The organism is Nonomuraea sp. NPDC050394, from assembly GCF_044459065.1.
GTDB lineage: Bacteria > Actinomycetota > Actinomycetes > Streptosporangiales > Streptosporangiaceae > Nonomuraea.
In genome coordinates this window covers 33,161-52,773 of sequence record NZ_JBITIO010000005.1, presented here as the reverse complement: position 1 = coordinate 52,773, position 19,613 = coordinate 33,161, and the positions used below count along the sequence as shown (strand labels likewise).

The window sequence follows — 19,613 nt, the reverse complement described above, 5'->3', positions numbered from 1 at the left end:
ACCAGGCCCCGAACCCCGCGCCACAAGGGAGCCCGATGCGCATCGACCTGCTCGAGAACACCTGGGAACGCCACGTCCCCCACGACCAGTTCGCCCACCTGCGCCGCAACGCGCCCGTCTACTGGCACGACGTCCCCGACGACACCGGCTTCTGGGCGGTCACCCGCTACCACGACGTGAAGGCCATCAGCCGCGACGCCAAGACGTGGTCCACCGAACTGGGCACCACGTTCATCAGGACGCAGACGCCCGAGTTCATCGAGATCGCCAAGCTGACCCTGCTCAACATGGACCCGCCGAAGCAGACGCGCTACCGGCGGCTGGTCAGCGCGGGGTTCACGCCGAAGATGATCGGCAAGCTGGCCGCGACCGTACAGGCGAGGGCCGAGCGCATCGCCGACGACGTGCTGGAACGCGGCGGCGAGGTCGAGTTCGTCACCGACGTCGCGGAGTATCTGCCGCTGCAGATGATCTGCGACCTCATCGGCGTCCCGGAGAGCGACCACCACCTGATCTTCGACTGGTCGAACCGCATGGTCGGCTTCCAGGACCCCGACTTCCGCACCAGCCCGGAGGACGGCGAGATCGCGGCGGCCGAGATCTTCGCCTACTGCGACGCGCTGGTGGACGAGCGCCGCACCCGGCCGCGCGAGGACATCCTGACCGCGCTGGTCCGGGCCGAGGTGGACGGCGACCGGCTGACCAGGGAGGAGATCGACTCCTTCTTCGTCATCCTCTGCGTCGCGGGCAACGAGACCACCCGCAACCTCATCTCCCACGCCATGAAGGCCCTCATCGACCACCCCGCCGCCTACCGCGAACTCTCCGCCGGACTGGGCGACGAGGCGTTGTGGCGCAGCGCGACCGAGGAGTTCCTGCGCTGGGGTTCGTCCATCCACAACTTCCGCCGCACCGCCACCGCCGACACCGAGATCTCCGGCCAGCCGATCCGGGAGGGCGAAAAGGTCGTCACCTTCTACGCCTCCGCCAACCACGACGAGGCCGTCTTCCCCGACGCCCACCTCCTCGACCTGCGGCGCACGCCCAACGACCACGTGACGTTCGGCGGCGGCGGCCCCCACTTCTGCCTCGGCGCCAACCTGGCCAGGCTGCAGATCACCTGCATGATCCGCGAACTCGTCCGCCGCTTCCCGTCCGCCACCTGCACGGGCCCGGTACGTCGCATGCGCTCGGACTTCATCAACGGCATCAAGCACATGCCCATCGCCTTCACCCCACGCTAGGCCCCAGGGAGAGCCACCCCACGACCCGTCATCAGCCCCGCCCCGGCCCGGTTACCCGACCATCCGGGCCAGGACCCCAGCCCCCGGGTCACCCGACCATCCGGGAGAGGACTCAAGGCGCCGGGTCACCCGACCCCTGGGCGGGCTCGTGAGGCGGGTCTCGGAGGCAGCGGCCGAGGTGAGCCGCCTGACCCGAGGCCCCGCAGCTTGTCGCGTGACCCCAGTCGGCGCCCGGTCACGTGGTCCGGGTGACTGCGGTGTTGTGGTCCGGGTGGGTGGGGTGTCGGGGTGGGTGGGTTTACTGGCGGGCTTGGGTCAGGGCGGTGGTGAAGGCGGTGTAGCGGTCGAGTTCGGTGGTCACCGGGTCGAGGACGTCGGTCCTGGCCACCTCTCCCACCGCCGCGCGCAGCGCCTTGGCGGTTCTGCGCGCCCGCCGCCGCCCGCCGGTCCACGCCGCCACCCGGGACAGCAACGCCACCAGCACCCCGGCCAGCGCACCCCCCACCAGGAGCACCGTTGGCCACGGCACCTCCAGCACCGTGGGCGTCGGCGGCTCGGGCAGGCGCAGGTAGCCGAGCCCGAAGAGAACGCCCAGCCACAGCGCCCCGGCCGCCATCGCCGCGAACACCACCCACTGCACCACTCCCACGGCCCGCCACCACCGGGGCCGCCGGGCCGCGCTCAGCGACGTGGTGGACACCGCCTTGTCCAGGGCGTCGGCCAGCTCTCCCGCCCGCGAGCGCGCCGCCCGCCGTACCGCCGCCGCCCAGACTCCGGGCAGCCCGTCGGCCGCGGCCTCGCCGACGTCCCTGATCGCGGTCTCCACCTGCGCCTTCTGTACGGCGGACGCCTCAGGCAGCGAAGTCTTCCCCACGATCTCCCCTGCGGCGGCAGTCCCCCCGATCCGCAGCCGCCGCAACGGATCCGGCCGGAATCGCCGGACCCATCGCGTCACCGGCCATCCGGTCGCCACCACGGCCCGATGCCGATGTGCCTTCCCCACCGCGTCGACCACCAGCGGCACTCCGGCCGCCGTACTCAGCGCGGCGGTGAGCGCCTTGGACACCCCGCCGGAGAGCCGTCCGGAAACAGGGTCGCCAGAGTGGGCTCCGCTCGCCGTAGCCAGCGCGTCGGCGGCGGTGGCGACGTCGGCGGACAGGCGGCCGGCCCAGGAGAGCCGGGCCGCCACCTTCTCACCGAGCAGGCCGCGTAGCTCGGGCAGTCCGGCCCCGGTGCGGGCGGACACCCCCAGCACCGGCACCCCGTCCAGGCCGTCATCGGCAAGAAGCCGCCGCAGGTCGGCGAGGCAGCGCGAGACGGCCGCCGGCGGTAGCCGGTCGATCTGGTTCAGGACCACGACCATCACCTCCCGGTGCCTTGCCAGCGGCCTGAGGTAGCGCTCGTGCACCGCCGCGTCCGCGTACTTCTGCGGATCCAGCACCCACACCAGCAGGTCCACCACCTCGACCAGCCGGTCGACCTCCAACCGGTGACCGAGCTCGATGGAGTCGTGGTCGGGCAGATCGAGAAGGACGAGCCCGGACAGACCGGCGTCGGAGGGAGCGACGGCGTGGCGGCGGGGGATCTCCAGCCAGTCGAGCAGGGGCCCGGCCCCCTCGCCGTCCCACAACGCGGCCTGGGCGGTGGAGGTGGTGGGGCGGGTGACGCCGACGGTGGCCAGTTCGGTGCCGGCCAGCTCGTTGAACAGCGACGACTTGCCGCTGCCCGTGGCTCCGGCGAGGGCGGCGACGGTGTGGTCGACGGACAGGCTCCGCCGTACGCCGGCCCGATGCGCGACCTCCCGGGCGGCGGCGACGACGTCGGCGGGCAGCCGTCCCCCGGCCAGGTCGGCCGCCTCCAGCAGGGCGTTGAGCCGATCGTCCAGGGACGGTCCGCGGCGCAGCAGTTTCACCCCTCCTCACCTCCGGCGGCGGGCAGGTCGTGGCGGTGGGCGGTGATGTCGGCGGCGGCGGTTCTGAGGGCGCCGGCCGTGTCGGGAGGGGGTTCGGCGTCGGCCAGGAGCTCGGTGAAGCGCGCGGACTCGGCGTCGAGCAGGGCCTGGACGCGGTCGCGGAGGTCCTCCCTGGCCTTGGTGGTCAGGGTACGGACCGCCTGGTCGCCGAAGATGGCCTCCAGCAGTTTCTGCGACAGTACGCTCGTCCCTCCGGCGATCCCCACCTCGATCCCGGTCAGCCCTCCGGTGGAGGCGAACACCGCCAGCATCAGCAGCACCCCCGCCCCGTTGACGCCGAAGGAGGCGACCCGCGCGGTGGTCCGCTTGGCCGCGCCTTCCTGCCGCACCAGGTCGAGGACGTAGTCCTGCCAGCCGCGCACCGCCTTCTCCGCGGCGGCGCCGAGCGCGGAGGAGGCCCGTCCCAGCCTGGCGGCCTCGACCGCCCCGACCCGGTCGAGCAGGCCGGGGCCGCCGGGCGCCGCCGACCAGCCTTCGAGCGCCCGTTCCGCCGACCCGTCGGCGGCGCCCCTGATCAGCGCCTCGACGCCGCTCTCCAGCGCGTCGCGCAGCTGGATGGTGTGCGCCTTGCCGGTGAAGAAGCCGACGATCCGGTCGCGCAGCCGGCCGACCCGGCTCTCCAGGGAGCGCATCAGGTCGCCGGTCCCGATGAAGTCCTGCCAGCGGGCCATCACCTCGCCGCGCAGCAGTGAACCGTCCCGCATGCCGGCGTCGAAGTCGGCCATGCCGCCCGCGTAGGCGGCGGTGACGATGGAGCGCAGGGCCGTGAAGCCCTCCTGCTGGCGTTCGACGGCGTCGGCGAGGGCCGGCACGCGGGCGGCCAGGCTGTCGAGCGCGCCGGAGAGCGTCTGGCGCACGACGCGGGAGCGCTCGGCGGCGTCGGCGGCCAATTCGGTGAGCCAGAAGACGATCGGGCGCACCGACTCCTGTGGCAGCCGGGCCTTCTCGTCGGGCAGTACGGCTTCCGGCACGGTGAAGAGCTTGGCACCGGCGAGCCCGTTGACGTCGAGCAGGCGGGTCAGGTCGGCGGAGACCGCGGCCATGGCCTCGGGCGGGACCCGGTCGAGGACGACGGCGAGAGCCGTACTCCGGTCGCGGGCCGAGCGCAGGAAGCTCCAGGGCACCTCGTCGGCGTAGCGGGCGGCGGTCGTGACGAAGAGCCAGAGGTCGGCGGCGGCGAGAAGCTGGGCGGCGAGCTGCCGGTTGGCGGTGACCACGGAGTCGATGTCGGGCGCGTCGAGCAGCGCGAGGCCGGGTACCAGCGTGTCCACCGTCACCACGCGCAGCGCGCCGGGGCTGTCGCCGGTGGCGCGGGAGAGCCCAGGCAGCACGTTCTGGCCCATGAACCAGGCGTGGTCGGCGGGGCTGACCGCGAGCGTGGGCACGAGCGTGGTCGGCCGCAGCACGCCGGGCTCGGCGACGTCGGCGCCGGCCAGGGAGTTGACCAGCGTGGACTTACCCGCGCCCGTGGAGCCGCCGACGACGGTCAGCAGCGGCGCGTCGATCGAACGCAGCCGCGGCAGCAGGTAGTCGTCAAGCTGGCCGGTCAGCTCCTTGAGCGCGAGCCGGTCGGCCGCCGCCTGCCCGATCGCGAGCGGGAAGAGCTCGCGGTCGAGACGGCGGCGCAGTGACTCTAATGCGCTCACCAGTTCCATGAGGACACGCTAACCGGCCGACGGCTCCCTCAGCACGTAACCGACGCTGCGCAGCGTGTGGATGAGTCGCGGCTCGGTGTCATCCATCTTGCGCCGCAGATAGGAAACGTAGGACTCGACGACGCCGGTGTCACCACCGAAGTCGTAGCTCCACACGTGGTCGAGGATCTGCGCCTTGGACACGACCCGCCCGGCGTTGGACATGAAGTAGTGCAGCAGCTTGAACTCCGTGGGCGACAGGTGCACGCTCTGCCCGCCCCGCCACACCTCGCGGGTCTCCTCGTCGAGTTCGAGGTCGCCGACCTGCAGCCGCTTGGGCGGCGTGATCTCTCCCCGGGTACGGCGCAGCACCGCCCGGATCCTGGCCTGGACCTCTTCCAGGGAGAACGGCTTGGTCACGTAGTCGTCGCCCACGGCCAGTCCGGTGATCTTGTCGTCGGTGGCGTCCCTGGCGGTCAGGAACAGCACGGGCGCCTCGATCCGCCGCGCCACCTCGAACCCGTCGAGGTCGGGCAGCATCACGTCCAGCACGACGAGGTCGGGCGAGGAGCGCTCGGCGATCTCGACGGCTTCCCTGCCGTCGGCGGCGGTCAGCACCTCGAACCCGGCGTAGCGCAGGCTCTCGGAGAGCAGATCCCTGATGCTGGGCTCGTCGTCCACCACCATGATCAGGGCCTCTGGGGTACTCACAGCCACAGGGTGCCCGAGCGACCTTAGGGAAAGCTGAAGGGTCACTCCAAGTCGAGTGGGAGTTCCACCCTGAAGACCGAGCCGGCGCCAGGAGCGCTGCTCACCAGCACATTGCCGCCGTGCGCGTGCACGAGCGCGCGGACGATGGCCAGGCCGAGCCCGCTGCCACGGTCCTCGCCGGAGCGGCGGGAGCGGGCGGAGTCGGCCCGGTAGAAACGTTCGAAGACCCGCTCGACCTGCTCGGGCGTGAGCCCGGGGCCCTGGTCGGCCACCTCGACGAACGCGATGCTCCTGCCCGCTCCCGCTCTGACGACGACCGGGGTGCCGGGTTCCGTGTGGTGCAGGGCATTGGACATGAGGTTGGCGACGACCTGGCGCAGCCGTACCTCGTCGCCGGAGACGATCAGCGCGGCGTCGCCGACGACGTCGAGCTTGACGTTGCGGTCGGGCGCGAGGATGCGGGCGTCGTGCACGGCGTCGGCGGCCAGCGCGAGCATGTCCACGGGCCGCATCTGCAGCGGCCGCTGCTGGTCCACGCGGGCCAGCAGCAGCAGGTCGTCGACGAGCAGGCTCATGCGGCCCGCCGCCTTCTCCACACGGCGCATCATCTCGGCCGGGTCGGCGCCGGGGTTCTGCCTGGAGTACTCGGCGTAGCCGAGGATGGAGGTCAGCGGCGTACGCAGTTCGTGGGAGGCGTCGCCGACGAACTGCCGCATGCGGTCCTCCGAGCTCCGGGCGGCGGCCTCGGAGGCGGAGCGGGCGGTGAAGGCGGACTCGATCTGGGCCAGCATGCCGTTGATCGCGGTGGCGAGCCTGCCGACCTCGGTACGCGGGTCGCCGTCGGGCACGCGGCGGCTCAGCTCGCCTGCCGCGATGGCGCCGGCCGTACGCTCGATGACGATGAGCTGGCGCAGGCTGCGGCGCACGAGCGCGACGCCGACCACGGCGAGGATCAGCAGGATGCCGCCGCCGCCGAGCGACTCGATCAGCACCAGGCGGCGGGTGATGTCACGGACCTCGGCCAGGTCGACGGCGACGGTCGCCTCGCCGTAGGGGCTGTTGGTGCGCAACACCCGCCACTCGCCGTCGCCGCTGATCGCCCGCACGGTGACGGGCGCGCCCACGACCGACGTCGGCCCCGGCTTGGACTTGAGGTCCACTTCCCTGACATTGGTGTACGGCGGCGCCAGCCGCCCATCCGGCCGCCGGACCATGACGATCGTGTCGGACTCGATGAGCAGGCCCTTGCGCGCCTTGTCCAGCTGGTCGTGCCGGAGCTTGTTCTGGACCCGCTGGCTGAGCAGGATGATCTGGCCGTCGACCCGGTCGATGAGGTAGCGGTGCAGCACCGAGACGCTGATCACGCCGATGAACGTCAGCCCGAGCCCCAGCAGCGCGAGCATCGCGGCGATCAGCTTTATCCTCAGTGGCAGCCCGCGCATCAGGGCCCCGGTGGCAGACGCAGGACGTAGCCGACCCCGCGCAGGGTGTGGATGAGCCGCGGGTTGCCCTTGTCGATCTTGCGCCGGAGCACCGACACGTACGACTCCACGATGCCGACCTCGCCCCGGAAGTCGTAGTCCCAGACGTGGTCGAGGATCTGCGGCTTGGACAGCACCCGTCCGGCGTTGGTCATGAAGTAGTGCAGCAGCTTGAACTCCGTCGGCGACAGCGGCACCAGCCGCCCGCCGCGCCACACCTCGTGGCTCTCCTCGTCGAGTTCGATGTCGGCGAAGGTGAGCCGCGGCGGCGGTGACTGCGCGCTGGTGCGCCTGAGCACCGCTTGGATGCGCGCGATCACCTCTTCGAGGCTGAACGGCTTGGTCACGTAGTCGTCGCCGCCGAGGGTCAGCCCGCGGATCTTGTCCTCGGTGCCGTCACGAGCCGTCAGGAAGACGACCGGCGTGGCCGCGCCCCCGCTCCGCAGCCGTTTCACCACGTCGAACCCATCCATGTCGGGCAGCATGACGTCGAGCACGATGAGGTCGGGGCGGTGCCGTTGCACGGCGGCGACCGCCTCGTGGCCGCCTTTGGCGGTCAGGACGTCGAAGCCCGCGAACTTCAGGCTCGCGGCGAGGAGGTCGAGGATGTTGGGGTCGTCCTCGACGATCAGCAAGCGTGATTCCATCACCCCTAAGGATGCACTCAGCTGATGGGTGCTGGAACAACTCCCGCGATATGCCGCGCAATGGCCAGACTCGACGTGGCCGCAGGAGACGGTGCGTTACGCACCAGAACCACTCTTCCATGGACGTCGACCACGAAGTCATCGACGAGCGCGCCGTCCCGGGCGACGGCCTGGGCGCGGACGCCGCCGTGCGTACGCTCCAGGTCGGCGGCGGTCAGCGCGGGGACGTACCGGCGGGCGGCGTCGAGAAACGCCTGCTTGACCAGTGAGCCGTAGACCTCCTTGACGCCGGTGCGCCAGTGCTTTCTGGCCATGCGCAGGGTGCCCGGCCAGGTGAGGATGCGCCGGGCGTCGCGGACGTCGCGCCACGTGTAGCCCTCGTAGGCCAGGGCCAGCACGGCGTTCGGGCCGACGAGGACCTCGCCGTCGATGTGCCGGGTCAGGTGGACGCCGAGAAACGGGTACCTGGGGTCGGGAACCGGGTAGATCAGGCCTCTGACCAGATCCTTGGCCGATCCGGCCAGCGCGTAGTACTCGCCGCGGAAGGGGACGATGCGCACGTCGCCCCGGCGGCCGGCCATGGCGGCCACCGCGTCGGTGCCGAGCCCCGCGCACACCACCAGGCGGTCGAAGGCGAAGACGCGCTTGGCGGCCAGCACCTCGACCTTTCCGGCCCGTTCCCTGATGGCTTTGACGGGGTGCGCGAGCCGTACCGAACCTCCTTGTTCGGCCACGTCCTGGGCGAGACGGCGGGCTACGGCGGGGAAGTCGGCGATCGCGGTGTGCGGCGAGTGGATCGCGGCCACCCCGACCGCGTGCGGCTCGATCTCGCGCAGCGCGAGCGCGTCGAGCTCGGTGATGCCGGGCACGCCGTTCTCCCTGGCGCGGGCCGCCAGCGCGGCCAGTCCCGGCCGCTCGTGCCGGCCAGCCGCCACGACAAGCTTCCCGACCTCCTCGTACGGCAGGCCGTGCTCGACGCAGTAGGCGCGGAGCATGGCCACGCCCTCGCGGCAGAGCCGGGCCTTGAGCGAACCCGGCGGGTAGTAGATGCCCGCGTGCACGACGCCGCTGTTGTGGCCGGTCTGATGGACGCCCACCTGGTGCTCCTTGTCGAGCACGGTGACCTCGGCGCCCCTGGACAGCGCGAGCTCTCTGGCCACCGCCAGGCCCAGGATGCCGGCGCCGACGACCCCAATCTTCTCCGTCACGGGGCTAGTCTGCCGATTCTTCGGGCGTTCAGGTGGCCTTCGGCCGACAGCCAGCGCAATGTATCCGAAACGGTGTCTTCCACCGGGCGGAGGGTGACGCCGAGTTCGTTCAGCGCGGGGCGGTCGTCGGTCGGGACCAGCGTGAGCATGAAGTCGGCGGCGTCGCGGGTGAGCGGATACGGCACGTGCCTGACGCGTTTGACGACGTCGAGGGCGGAGCCGGCGGTACGCAGGAGGGCGGCGGGGATCGGGAACCTGCGCGCCTTGCGTCCGGTGAGCCGCTCGCAGAGGTCGGCCAGCTGTCGCCAGGTCCGGAAGTTTCCGCCGATCATGTAGCGTCGCGCGCCCTTTCCGGGCACCATGCAGCGGGCGAGCAAGAGCGCCAGATCCCGTACGTCCAGGATCATCACCCCTCCGGGAACCATCGGCCAGCCCAGAGCCACGCCGGCGCGGAACCCCTCGTTGAGCGCGTCGACCGTCGGCTGGTACGGGCCCGCGACACCACCCGGGTAGACGATCGTGACGCCGTCGAGGCCGCGGGCGTAGAGCTCGCCGCTCACCTTGGAACGGCCGTAGCCGTTGCGCGGGCCGGCCAGCGGGGTGTGCGCGGTGATGACGGGCTCGGCGGGCGGGACGAAGACGGCGACCGTGGAGACGTGCACGACCGGGTCCAGGCCGAGCTCCACGGCCTGGCCCAGGACGTTCCTCAGGCCGACGACGTTGGCGCCTTCGAGGTCGGCGGCGTGGCCGGTGACGCCCATGTCGGCGGCGGCGTGGAGGACGGCGTCGCAGGTGGACAGGGCGGCGCGGACGGCTCCGGCGTCGCGGATGTCGCCGACGTGCACGGGGAGATCGGGAAGGCCAGGGAGGCCGGGAAGGCCGGGGTTTTGAGGGGCTTCGGGGGCTTCGGGGGCTTCGGGGGCTTCGAAACCCCCTTCGAAGGGGGTTTCGGGGGTGAGACGGAGGCGGCCGAGGACACGCGCCGCCTTTTCCGGATTTCTCACGAAAATGTGGGGTTCGTGGCCTTCGCCGAGGAGGGCGGCGACCGCGTACGAGCCGACGAATCCCGAGGCGCCGGTCACCAAGACACGCATGCTTCGCAAGCTAGCGCTTACTTGGTTCGCCGTACAGGCCCCGCCTTCATGGACGGACACTCGAACATGAGTACGATGGCGGTATGTATGTCCCGCCCGAGTGGCCGGCCGAGGTCCGACCGCCCAGCGTGCCCGACTGGGAGACCTCGGCCGTGGCCTGGTTGCTCGACGCCGTCCCGCCCGACTACCGGGCGCACGAGGTGCTGCGCCGCCACCCGATCGCGCTGGCCAGGATGGCGGCCCACCACGTCAACTCGGCCATCGAAGCGGCCCGCGCCGGCTACCGTGGCGCCGCCGTCGACCTGAAGGGCCACCTGCCGCCGCACGCGGTGGAGGCCGTCCTGGACGTGTATCGCGAGGAGGGTCCCCGCCTGGTCCGGCTGTCCCGCGCGATCGACGCGGTGGAACGGGCGCTGCGCGGCGAAACCTTCACCGCCACCCTGCGCCACCCCCGCTGACCCCTTCCGCGGGCCGCGCCACGGACCATCCGGAATCGCGGCCGGCCGGGAAGCGTGGGTCAGGAGGCGAAGGAGTTCAGGGCGGCCAGAACCTCCGCCTGCATGGTCGGGCTGCCGGTGTGACCGGAGTCCTCCACCACGACCACCCGGGCATCCGTCCAGACCTGGGCCAGCTGCCAGGCGTTCTCCAGCGGCGACCCCAGGTCGAAGCGTCCGTGGATCAGCACCCCCGGGATCCCGGCCAGCTTGGGCGCGTCCCGGAGCAGGGCGCCCTCCTCCAGCCAGGCCCCGTTGGAGAAGTAGTGCGCGCAGATCCGGGCGAAGGTCAGCAGCGCCTCGGACGGCCGGTCGGAGTAGGCGTTCGGCTTGCCGTTCGGCTCCAGGGAGATGACCGAGTCCTCCCACGTCGTCCAGTCGATCGCGGCCTTGGCCCGCACGTCGGGATCGGGGTCGGCCATGAGCCGTCCGTAGGCGGCCAGCAGTTCGGGCACGGTGCCGGAGGCGCCTTCCGGCGCGCCCGCGCGGAAGAGGGCCCGCTGGGCGGGGAAGAACCGGCCGACGCCGTCGTACAGCCAGTCGATCTCGTAGCGGCGGGTCATGGTGACGCTCACGATGACGATCGCCGACACCCGCTCGGGATGCGCCTGCGCGTAGGCGAGGATCAGCGTGGATCCCCACGAACCGCCGTACAGCAGCCACTTGTCCACGCCGAGGTGCTCGCGCAGCCGTTCCATGTCCGCGATGAGGTTCTGGGTGGTGTTGGCGGTCAGGTCCGTCGCGGGGTCGGCGGCGAGGGGACGGCTGCGCCCGCAGTTGCGCTGGTCGAACAGGATGATGTTGTAGCGCTCCGGATCGAACCCGCGGCGCATGCCCGGTGAGCATCCGGAGCCGGGGCCGCCGTGCACGACGAGCGCGGGCTTGCCGCCGGGGTTCCCGCAGGCCTCCCAGTACACGAGGTCGCCGTCGCCGGTGTCGAGGTGGCCGTGGTCATATGGCTCGATCTCAGGGAACATCACCCCAAGGTACAACAGCACTGTTATATATCAGGACTCGGTGATCTTCTCCACCACGGCGGTGAGGCTGCGCTGGTCCTCGGCGGGAATCTGGGCGACGAGCTGGTTCAGCCGCCTGGTGACCTCGCAGTGGGTGCTCACCGCCACCTGGCGCCCCTCCTCGGTGAGCTCGACGTAGGTCACGCGCCGGTCCTCGGGGTCGCGCCTGCGCACGATCAGGCCCCGCTTCTCCGTACGGTCGACCAGCCCGCTCAGGTTGGACTTCTCCAGGTGCATGATCCTGCCCAGGTCGCTCATCCGCACCCGGTCCCGGACGATCACGGCGCACACCAGCTCGGTCTGCTGCGCGGTGAGGTCGTGGCCCCGGCCGATGTCGTTGAACATGTGCAGCACATGGTGCGACAGACCCACCAGGGCCGTGGCCAGCTCCCTGGTCTCGGTCACGTCGATCTCGGTCATCTCGCCTCCAGGCCCAGGCTAGCCCACTTGCCAGCACCACTATGGTTCATGATAAGAACTGTTCATAATCTGAACCATTTGGAGGAAGCCATGACAGCGACCGTTACCGTGATCGGCGGCGGATACGCGGGCATCACCGTCGCGAAGGCCCTGGACGACGTGGCCGACGTCACCCTCGTCGAGCCCCGCGACACCTTCGTCCACAACGTCGCGGCACTGCGCGCGGTGACCGACCCGGTGTGGGTCGAGCGGCTTTTCATCCCGTACGAGGGCCTGCTGACCCGGGGCCGGATCCGGCACGACCGGGCGGCCAGGATGTTCGGATCGGCCGTGGAGCTCGGCTCGGGCGACCGGGTCACGTCCGACTTCGTGGTGCTGGCGACCGGCTCGCGCCACACCTACCCGGCCAAGCTCGACGTGGACGACAGCGTGGACGCCCGCGCCAAGCTCTGGGCCACGCACGAGGCGCTCTCGCGGGCCCCGCGCGTGCTGCTGCTCGGCGCCGGGCCCGTGGGGCTGGAGTTCGCCGGAGAGATCAAGGCCGCCTGGCCGGACAAGCACGTCACCGTCGTGGACCCGGCCACGGAGCTGCTTCCCGGAGAGTTCCCCGCCGAGTTCCGCGCGGAGCTGCATGCCCAGCTCGCCGCGCTCGGCGTCGAACTACTGCTCGGCACCTCTCTGAACGAGCCGCCGCCGACCGCGCCGGGCCACGCCGCCCCGTTCACCGCGACCACGCGGGCGGGCGCCGAACTGAGCGCCGACATCTGGTTCGCCTGCTACGGCGCCACGCCCAACACCGGCTACCTCGTCCCCGGCCGCCGGCTCGACGTCACCCCCGAGCTGCGCCTGCCCGGCAGCGACACGATCTTCGCGATCGGCGACATCACCAGCGTGCCCGAGATGAAGATGGCCCGCCTCGCCCAGCGGCACGCCGAGGTGGCCGCCGCCAACATCCGCGCCCTGATCGAGGGACAGACCAACCTCACCGCCTACGAACCCGCCCAGGACGCCATCGTCCTGCCGCTCGGCCCGCGCGGCGGCGTCTCCTACGCCCCCGAGGCGGGCGTGCTCGGCGCCGAGGCCACCGTGGGCATCAAGGGCGAACTGTTCCTCGACACCTACCTCGACCTGCTCGGAGCGGAGGCGGCACGATGAAGACCTTGTTCGGCTTCGGCCTGGCCGACGACCAGGTGCTCAGTCAGGCCGTCCAGGCCGATCGGGAGGGCCTCGACCTGGTCACCGTCTCCGACCACCCCTACCTCCACGACCGCCTGGACGCCTACGCCGCGATCGGCATGGTCCTCGGCCGCACGAACACGATCACCGCGGCGGTCAACGTCACCAACGTCCCGACCCGCCCCGCTCCCATGCTGGCCAGGACCGTCACCAGCCTGTCCGCGCTGTCCGGCGGGCGGGTCGCCCTGGGCATGGGCGCCGGTGGCCTGTGGCGGGAGATCGAGAAGCTGGGGGTCGAGCCGCTGTCTCCGGCGCAGGCCGTACGGGCGCTGGAAGAAGCCATCACGCTGGTACGGGCGCTGTCGGGCGGCGGCGGGCCGGTCACCTTCGACGGCGAGTTCTACCAGGTGAACGACCTGATCCCGGCGGCCGTCCCGGCCCCGCCCATCTGGACGGGCTCGGTGGGGCCGAAGTCGCTGGCCGTCACCGGCCGCGTGGCCGACGGCTGGATCCCCGGCCACGCCGCCGACTGGCGTAGCGACCGTGTATCCACCTCCCGCCCGCTGATCGACGAGGCCGCCGTCAAGGCCGGGCGCGACCCGCGCGACATCGCCACCATCTACAACCTGCCCGGCCGCATCACCACGGCGCCGCTGCCCGCCACCCGCGACGCGAGCGGCCGGTGGCGCGGCGGCTCGGTCGCGCAGTGGGTGGAGGAGCTCACGAGCGCGGTCCTGGAGTACGGCGCGGCGGGCTTCACCTACTTCCCCACCCCCGACGGAACCCCGGCGAGCACGGCCCTGAGCCGCTGGGCCACCGAAATCGTCCCCGCCGTCCGAGAAGCCACCCGTACCTGAGTCCCCACCATGCGAGAAGCCACCCGTACCCGAGTCCCCGCCGTCCGAGAAGCCGCCCGTGCCTGATCCGTCTCGTTGAGCTTGACGACCTACCTGAGCTTGACGACGGCGTCCTTCAGCCGGACGAGGTCGCGCTTGCGCGCCTCGTACGTGGCGCCGACCACCAGCAACAGCATGCCGCCCACCGCGATGGGCACCCACCGGGGCAGCGCCGTGACCAGCCCGGCGACCCACGGCGCCAGCTCCCGGACGGCCACCGCTCCCAGCGTCAGCGCGCCCAGCACGGCCGGAGCCTGCAGCCGGTAGCGGGCTCCGGCCACGGTGACCGCGAGCGCCGCCGCCCCGAGCAGCAGCGACCGCAGGGCCGTCGGCTCGGCGAGCAGACTCGGCCCGAACGTGAACACCAGCCCCGCCCCGTAGGCCTTCCACGACGACCCCTGCCGCCCCCGCAGCCAGCCGATCGCGAGCAGCACCAGCGAGAACGGCAGCGTGTACGCCTCGACGACCGTCACCTCCTCCGCCCACAACCGCATCCAGGAGGACACCAGCAGGAACCCGGTCCCCAGATACCCGATGGCCGGCACCCGCTTCCACGCCGCCGCGGCCACCGCGACGACTCCCGCTCCGGCGCAGACGAGGCTGGCCGTACGCAGGCCGTGGGCGGCGGCGACCGCGCCCACCTCGGCGACGGCCAGCACACCGGCCAGCGTCACCCCGGCGGTCCCGCCACGCCCCCAGAGACTCGCGCCCGCCGCCACCCCGGCCAGGACCGCCAGCGTCACGATCGTCCCGGTCTGCGTAACGGCGGCGCCCGCGACGGCCAGCACACCCAGCCACACGGCCACACCGATCGCGAGGTCACCCGCCCGCGCCCACTGCCCACCCGCCGTGACACGCCGCGCGGCGAGCGCCGCCGCCACCGCCGTGGCCAGCAGGAGCAACCCCAAGCTCACCTGGTACGGCAGGCGAACCGTCACCGGCACCACCGCCACCAGCACCCCGGCCACGACCACCGCGACCGCGGGCCGGGTCGCCACGACAAGCACCACCCCGGCCACCACCAGCGCCAGCAGCGCCGCCGGCCGGCCCTCCGGCGGCGACGGCACCCCGCTCCAGGGGTCGAGCAGCCCCGCGAAGTTCGCCACCCCACGCACCACCACGTCCACCACCGGCAGCACCGCCGCACCCGCGAGCACCACGGCCAGGACCCGCCCGAACTCCCAGGCCGTCCGCACTCCCCCGGCCCCCCGCGCACCCGCCACCGGCGGCGCACCCGTGCCCTGCCACACACCCTCAACCGGCGGCGCACCCGTGCCCTGCCACACACCCTCAACCGGCGGCGCACCCGTGCCCTGCCACACGTCCTCAACCGGCTGCGCTTCCGCGCCCTCCTTCGGGCCGGCCTGTCGTGTGTCCGTGGCCGGCTTGGGCGTGCCGTACCAGCCGATGAGGGCGAGCACCGCACCGGAGGCGAACCCGAGCGCGGCCGCGTCGAGCACCGCCACCTCCAGCCCGTAGAGGACCGCCCACACCAGCCCCGAGCCGCTCAGCGCGGCGCCGGCCAGCGCGGCCGGGCGCCGGTACAGCACCGCCCAGGTGACCAGGAGCACGCCGAGCACCGTGTAGGTCGCCGCCTCCGCCGCCAGCCCCTCGGTCAGCGCGAGCACGGCCGCCGTCCCGGCACCCCAGGCAGCGGCCGGATACCTGGTCGCGGCCACGCTGAGCGCCACCGCGACCAGCAGCGGAACCCCGGCCGAGGCCGCGTACCCGAGCCCGAAGGCGGCCGGCACCACCAGCAATGCCGACAGCGCGAGGACGAGCCCGCACCCGAACACCAGCCCCGAGAGGTCGGAAGCCGCTACCCGCGGCGCCAGCACACTCCACCGGCGAGCGGCCACCACGCACACCGCGGCCGCCACCGCCAGGAACACGACACCCGGACGCGCGAGGGCGAGCTGGGCGACCTCCCACCGCGTACCCGCCCATACCGCCGACACGTTGCGGAACGGCATGAGCAGCGCGTTCAGCACGACCAGCACCAGCGGCAGCCCACCCAGCACGACCATGACCGCACCGGACACCACCCCGGCCCGCCGGATCACGACCGGCAGCCACAGCGCCGCGGCCATGACGGCCATCGCCGCCAGCGGGTACGGCAGCAGTTGCCACGAGGAGTTCAGCAACTGCCGCACCGGCGAGCCCAGCGCGAACATCAGGGCCAGCCCCGCCAGCCCCAGCGGCAGCCAGCGCATCAGCGGAACAACCCGCATCCCGACGTATACCCCCGCCGCCGCCAGCACCACCAGCAGCCCGGCCGGAGCCCACACCAGATCGCCCACCACCGACTCCACGGCGGCCACGAACACCGCCGCCAACGCGCTGACCCCCAGGCAGATCGCGGCCGTCACCCGGATCTCGGTGCGCTTGGCGCGGCTCCAGACGGCGGCGTCGAGCAGGGTCGCGGCGGTGAACGCGGCGGCCGTCCCGGTCGCGGTCGAACCGAACCACATGATCATGGGCACCTGGGCGAGCAGGATCGCGATGATCGGCGCCACCCGGAGCGGCAGCACCCTGCCATAGACGGCGGCACCCGCCGCGACGACGGCGATCACACCCGCGCCGTAGTCGGCCCACGACAGCCCGGCGAGCAGCCCGACCCGGTGCGCCGCGTACCCGTCGAGCGCCATCAGCGCCAGCGCCAGCACCCCGACGGTCTCGGCCGTGGCGGTCAGCCCCCGCTTGAGCAGCAGCGCCGGTACGGCCAGCGCCACCCCGGTCACCACGACCAGGATCGCGCCCCGCCCGGCGATGCCCAGGTATCCCCAGCTGACCACCGTGAACACCACGGCCGCGACGGTCAGCAGGAGCCCGCCGAGGATCAGCAGCAGGTTCTGCGCGGTCCGCCGCGAAACCTCCGCCGACCCAGCCCGCCCCCCAGCCCCACCCGGCACCCCAGGCGCGCCCGCCATGCCCGAAACAGCCGCCGCACCCGGCACACCCGGCACACCCACGACGCCTGGGACGCCCGGGACGGCCGTGGATGCTCGCCGGGCCCTGGTCCGCTCTTCGCGGAGCAGCCCGAGGAGATGGCCGCGGCGGCGGTGAAGTTCGGCCTCACGCATCCTGAGGTCGGCGAGGGCGGAGTCGACCCGCCACAGCTCGGCCGCTGTCGGCCCGGCCAGGGGCAGGGCGCAGCGCGGGCAGGCGCTCGGGGTGCCGGGCAGCGGAGCCCCGCAGTCGGGGCACGCCGTCACCCGGAATTTCCCACTATCAGGATGCATAGTGAGAATGATGCCGCTGCCCGTCAACCCCGCACCTGGGCGAACGTACTCAGACGTACCTGGGTGGTCCTGCTCAGATCAGCGGCTACGGCGCGCGATCACCGCGATGACCGCGGTGGCCCCGAGCGCCGCGGCCAGCCAGATCAGGATGTCCTGGCCGCTCAGCCCGCGTTCGTCCTGGGCGGTCTCGGCCGCCGCCACCGACGCCTTCTTCGACGGTTCGCTCTTCGACGGCGTCGGCCTGGAGCCGGCCGAGGCCAGCGCCCGCTCCGGCAGCGGCACCCGGTAGAGCGGGCTGCGCACCCCCTCGGACCCGGTCAGCAGCGCCTTGCCGTCCGCCGTGTACGCGATCGACTCGGCCTGATCCAGCGGCGGCATCGAGATCTTGGTGATGATGTCGCCGGAAGGCCGGAAAAGCGTGGCGGAGAAGTACGTCCGCACGACATAGGAGGACCCGTCGGGCGCGTAGGCCGCGTCGGTGGCCATCATGGGCGCGGCGGCGGTCTTGCGCAGGATGTTCACGCGCCCGGTCCGCAGTTTCGCCGGCGCCTCGTACACCGCCCCCGAGAACTCCTTGGACACCACCGACAACCGCCCGGTCCTGGGGTTCACCATGATCCCCTCGGCGTTGCGCGCCCCGTCGGCGTACCGGAACCGGTAGCGCACCGCGGGCACCGTGGCGTCCCTCAGCGAGGTGGGTTCCATCACCTTGTAGATGGAGATGTCCGGCCAGGCGCCGTCCAGGTTGTCCCCGATGTCGGCGAACCACAGCACGCCCCGCCCGGTCGCGGGGTCCTTGGAGGCCGCCATCGCCTCCCAGTCGCGCGCCTGCGCCCCCGACACCCTGAAGGCCGCTTTGGTACGGCCCGCCCCGTCGACCGCGAAGAACTCCGCCGCGGCCGAGCTGTCGTTGTGCGTGTAGTAGATCCCGGCGTGCGTGGGCGAGATGGCCAGCCCGCTCGACTCCGTGATCCGCGCGTCGCGGAAGCTGAACAGCTTCTCTTCCGCCTCATCGGCCAGCGCCATCGCCGGCGCCGCAGGCAGCGCACAGGCCAGCACGGTCACGGCAATCGCCTTAATCCAGACATCCCCCACCCTGACATCATGCCCGCTCCACGGCCTCGGCCATCCCCACCCGGGCGCTGTGCTTGCGGAACCCCCAGCTCTGCAACGCATAAAGCAGGACGTTCACCGCCAACATGGCCACCCACAACCCGGTGATCCCCCACACCCGCGCCACCGGTATCGCCGCGGCGACGAGCAGGCCGTACCCGATCGCGAAGTAGGCCAGCGAGGCGCCGGCCCGCTTGAGCGCCGACAGCCCGAAACCCCGCACGGCCTGCGCCGCGTCCGCCATCGACGACAGCAGCATCAACGGCACCAGCGCGAGCACCGCCGCCCGCACTCCCGGGTCGTCGCTGAACAGGCCGGCCAGCGCCGGCCCGGAGACCAGCAGCGCAAGCCCGCCCGCGGCCGAGGCGCTCACGGCCAGCACCGCCGCGCGCCGGTTGACCCGCCGCACCTCGGCCGAGGTGGTGGCCCGCGCCATCTCCGGCACCGCCGCCTGCGCCACCGCCAGCGACGCCAGGAACGTGAACCCGGTGAGCGTCCCGAGCACCGCGTGCGCGGCGGCCTCGCGCACGGTCGTCAGCGTCGCGGCGAACGCCACCACCCCGAGCGCCCCGAACTTGACCAGCACCGTCCCCGCGAGCGGCAGGCTGACCCGCGCCAGCGCGAGGATCTCCGCCACCCGGGGGCGCGCCTGCCCGACGGGGCGGCCGAGCGCGCGGCGCAGGCAGACGTTCGAGACGAGCACGCCGGCCAGCCCGGCCGCGAGCCACGCCACGCCCATCCCGTCGAGCCCCCAGCGCGGCACCAGGACCAGCGTCAGCACGATCACCGTCGCGGTGTTGGCCAGGCCGGACCAGAGCACCTGCCGCGCACGTCCGAGCGCGATGAGCACCGTGTTGGCGCCGCCGTTCGACGCCAGCACAAGCAGATCGAGCGCCAGCAGGTACGGCAGCGGCCCCAGCTCGGCCACGATCTCCCGCGGCACCCCTGCGGCCCCGGCGAGCAACGGCACCCCGAGCACCGCCAGCGCTCCGGCGAGGCCGACGGCCAGCGTCAGCCAGCGGGCGTCGCGCAGGATCGGCACCGCCCGTACCGGATCGTCCTTGTGCGGGGCGACGAACGGCATCAGCCCGCGCAGCGCCCCGGCCACGGCGGTGGCGGCGGGATTGAGCACGGCGGTCATGACGGCGAAGGCGGCCAGCGTGACGGGCGCGTGCCGCCCGAGCGCGCCGGCGACGACCAGGGAACCCACCATCCCGGTCACCATGGACAGAAACAGGGGGACAGCGGACCGAAGCAGCACCATC

16 protein-coding genes are annotated in these 19,613 nt (G+C 72.4%); 4 read left to right on the top strand and 12 right to left on the bottom strand.

The annotated features are described in order from the left end of the window. The first annotated feature begins 35 nt into the window (after positions 1–35). A complete protein-coding gene (locus tag ACIBKY_RS21145; protein ID WP_397098518.1) occupies positions 36–1,244 on the top strand; it encodes a cytochrome P450 in 1,209 nt (402 codons plus the stop codon). A 298-nt stretch (positions 1,245–1,542) separates the two neighbouring features. Here ACIBKY_RS21145 and ACIBKY_RS21140 read toward each other — a convergent pair whose 3' ends face one another. From ACIBKY_RS21140 to ACIBKY_RS21110, 7 genes are all read right to left on the bottom strand, one after another. Next, positions 1,543–3,156 (bottom strand): GTPase, encoded by a 1,614-nt coding sequence (locus ACIBKY_RS21140; RefSeq protein ID WP_397098516.1) that lies wholly within the window; start codon positions 3,154–3,156, stop codon positions 1,543–1,545. After that, complete coding sequence (locus ACIBKY_RS21135; protein WP_397098514.1) at positions 3,153–4,871, bottom strand: ABC transporter; 1,719 nt, start codon at positions 4,869–4,871, stop codon at positions 3,153–3,155. The genes ACIBKY_RS21140 and ACIBKY_RS21135 overlap by 4 nt, the downstream gene beginning before the upstream one ends. 9 nt (positions 4,872–4,880) lie before the next feature. Then, on the bottom strand, positions 4,881–5,537 hold the full coding sequence (locus ACIBKY_RS21130) for a response regulator transcription factor (protein WP_184972393.1): 657 nt from the start codon (positions 5,535–5,537) through the stop codon (positions 4,881–4,883). A gap of 65 nt (positions 5,538–5,602) precedes the next feature. After that, positions 5,603–7,003 (bottom strand): sensor histidine kinase, encoded by a 1,401-nt coding sequence (locus tag ACIBKY_RS21125; RefSeq protein ID WP_397098512.1) that lies wholly within the window; start codon positions 7,001–7,003, stop codon positions 5,603–5,605. Then, a complete protein-coding gene (locus ACIBKY_RS21120) occupies positions 7,003–7,689 on the bottom strand; it encodes a response regulator transcription factor (RefSeq protein ID WP_397098510.1) in 687 nt (228 codons plus the stop codon). Before ACIBKY_RS21120 ends, ACIBKY_RS21125 begins: the two co-directional genes overlap by 1 nt. A 17-nt stretch (positions 7,690–7,706) precedes the next feature. Further along, a complete protein-coding gene (gene lhgO / locus ACIBKY_RS21115) occupies positions 7,707–8,897 on the bottom strand; it encodes an L-2-hydroxyglutarate oxidase (RefSeq protein WP_397098508.1) in 1,191 nt (396 codons plus the stop codon). Beyond that, complete coding sequence (locus ACIBKY_RS21110; protein ID WP_397098506.1) at positions 8,894–9,991, bottom strand: NAD-dependent epimerase/dehydratase family protein; 1,098 nt, start codon at positions 9,989–9,991, stop codon at positions 8,894–8,896. The genes lhgO and ACIBKY_RS21110 overlap by 4 nt, the downstream gene beginning before the upstream one ends. 83 nt (positions 9,992–10,074) lie before the next feature. Between ACIBKY_RS21110 and ACIBKY_RS21105 the strand changes: the two genes are divergently transcribed. Further along, entirely contained in the window at positions 10,075–10,449 is a 375-nt protein-coding gene (locus ACIBKY_RS21105; RefSeq protein ID WP_397098504.1) for a hypothetical protein, read from the top strand. A gap of 59 nt (positions 10,450–10,508) precedes the next feature. On the opposite strand, the gene pip is transcribed toward ACIBKY_RS21105, so the two are convergent. After that, positions 10,509–11,462: a prolyl aminopeptidase gene (pip, locus tag ACIBKY_RS21100; RefSeq protein WP_397098502.1), complete on the bottom strand. Its 954-nt coding sequence runs from the start codon at positions 11,460–11,462 to the stop codon at positions 10,509–10,511. Positions 11,463–11,492: 30 nt separating this feature from the next. Continuing rightward, complete coding sequence (locus tag ACIBKY_RS21095) at positions 11,493–11,921, bottom strand: MarR family winged helix-turn-helix transcriptional regulator (protein ID WP_397098500.1); 429 nt, start codon at positions 11,919–11,921, stop codon at positions 11,493–11,495. Positions 11,922–12,011: 90 nt separating this feature from the next. Between ACIBKY_RS21095 and ACIBKY_RS21090 the strand changes: the two genes are divergently transcribed. After that, a complete protein-coding gene (locus ACIBKY_RS21090; RefSeq protein ID WP_397098498.1) occupies positions 12,012–13,076 on the top strand; it encodes an NAD(P)/FAD-dependent oxidoreductase in 1,065 nt (354 codons plus the stop codon). Then, positions 13,073–13,954, top strand: coding sequence for an LLM class flavin-dependent oxidoreductase (locus ACIBKY_RS21085; RefSeq protein WP_397098497.1), 882 nt, complete (start codon positions 13,073–13,075; stop codon positions 13,952–13,954). Before ACIBKY_RS21090 ends, ACIBKY_RS21085 begins: the two co-directional genes overlap by 4 nt. An 89-nt stretch (positions 13,955–14,043) precedes the next feature. Here ACIBKY_RS21085 and ACIBKY_RS21080 read toward each other — a convergent pair whose 3' ends face one another. The 3 genes from ACIBKY_RS21080 to ACIBKY_RS21070 form a co-directional block, all read right to left on the bottom strand. Beyond that, positions 14,044–17,235 (bottom strand): SCO7613 C-terminal domain-containing membrane protein, encoded by a 3,192-nt coding sequence (locus ACIBKY_RS21080; RefSeq protein WP_397098495.1) that lies wholly within the window; start codon positions 17,233–17,235, stop codon positions 14,044–14,046. A gap of 78 nt (positions 17,236–17,313) precedes the next feature. Continuing rightward, positions 17,314–18,300 carry a hypothetical protein gene (locus ACIBKY_RS21075; RefSeq protein WP_397098493.1) on the bottom strand — a complete coding sequence of 329 codons (987 nt, stop codon included), beginning with the start codon at positions 18,298–18,300 and terminating at the stop codon, positions 17,314–17,316. A gap of 37 nt (positions 18,301–18,337) precedes the next feature. Then, a complete protein-coding gene (locus ACIBKY_RS21070; RefSeq protein ID WP_397098491.1) occupies positions 18,338–19,561 on the bottom strand; it encodes a polysaccharide biosynthesis C-terminal domain-containing protein in 1,224 nt (407 codons plus the stop codon). Positions 19,562–19,613 lie beyond the last annotated feature (52 nt).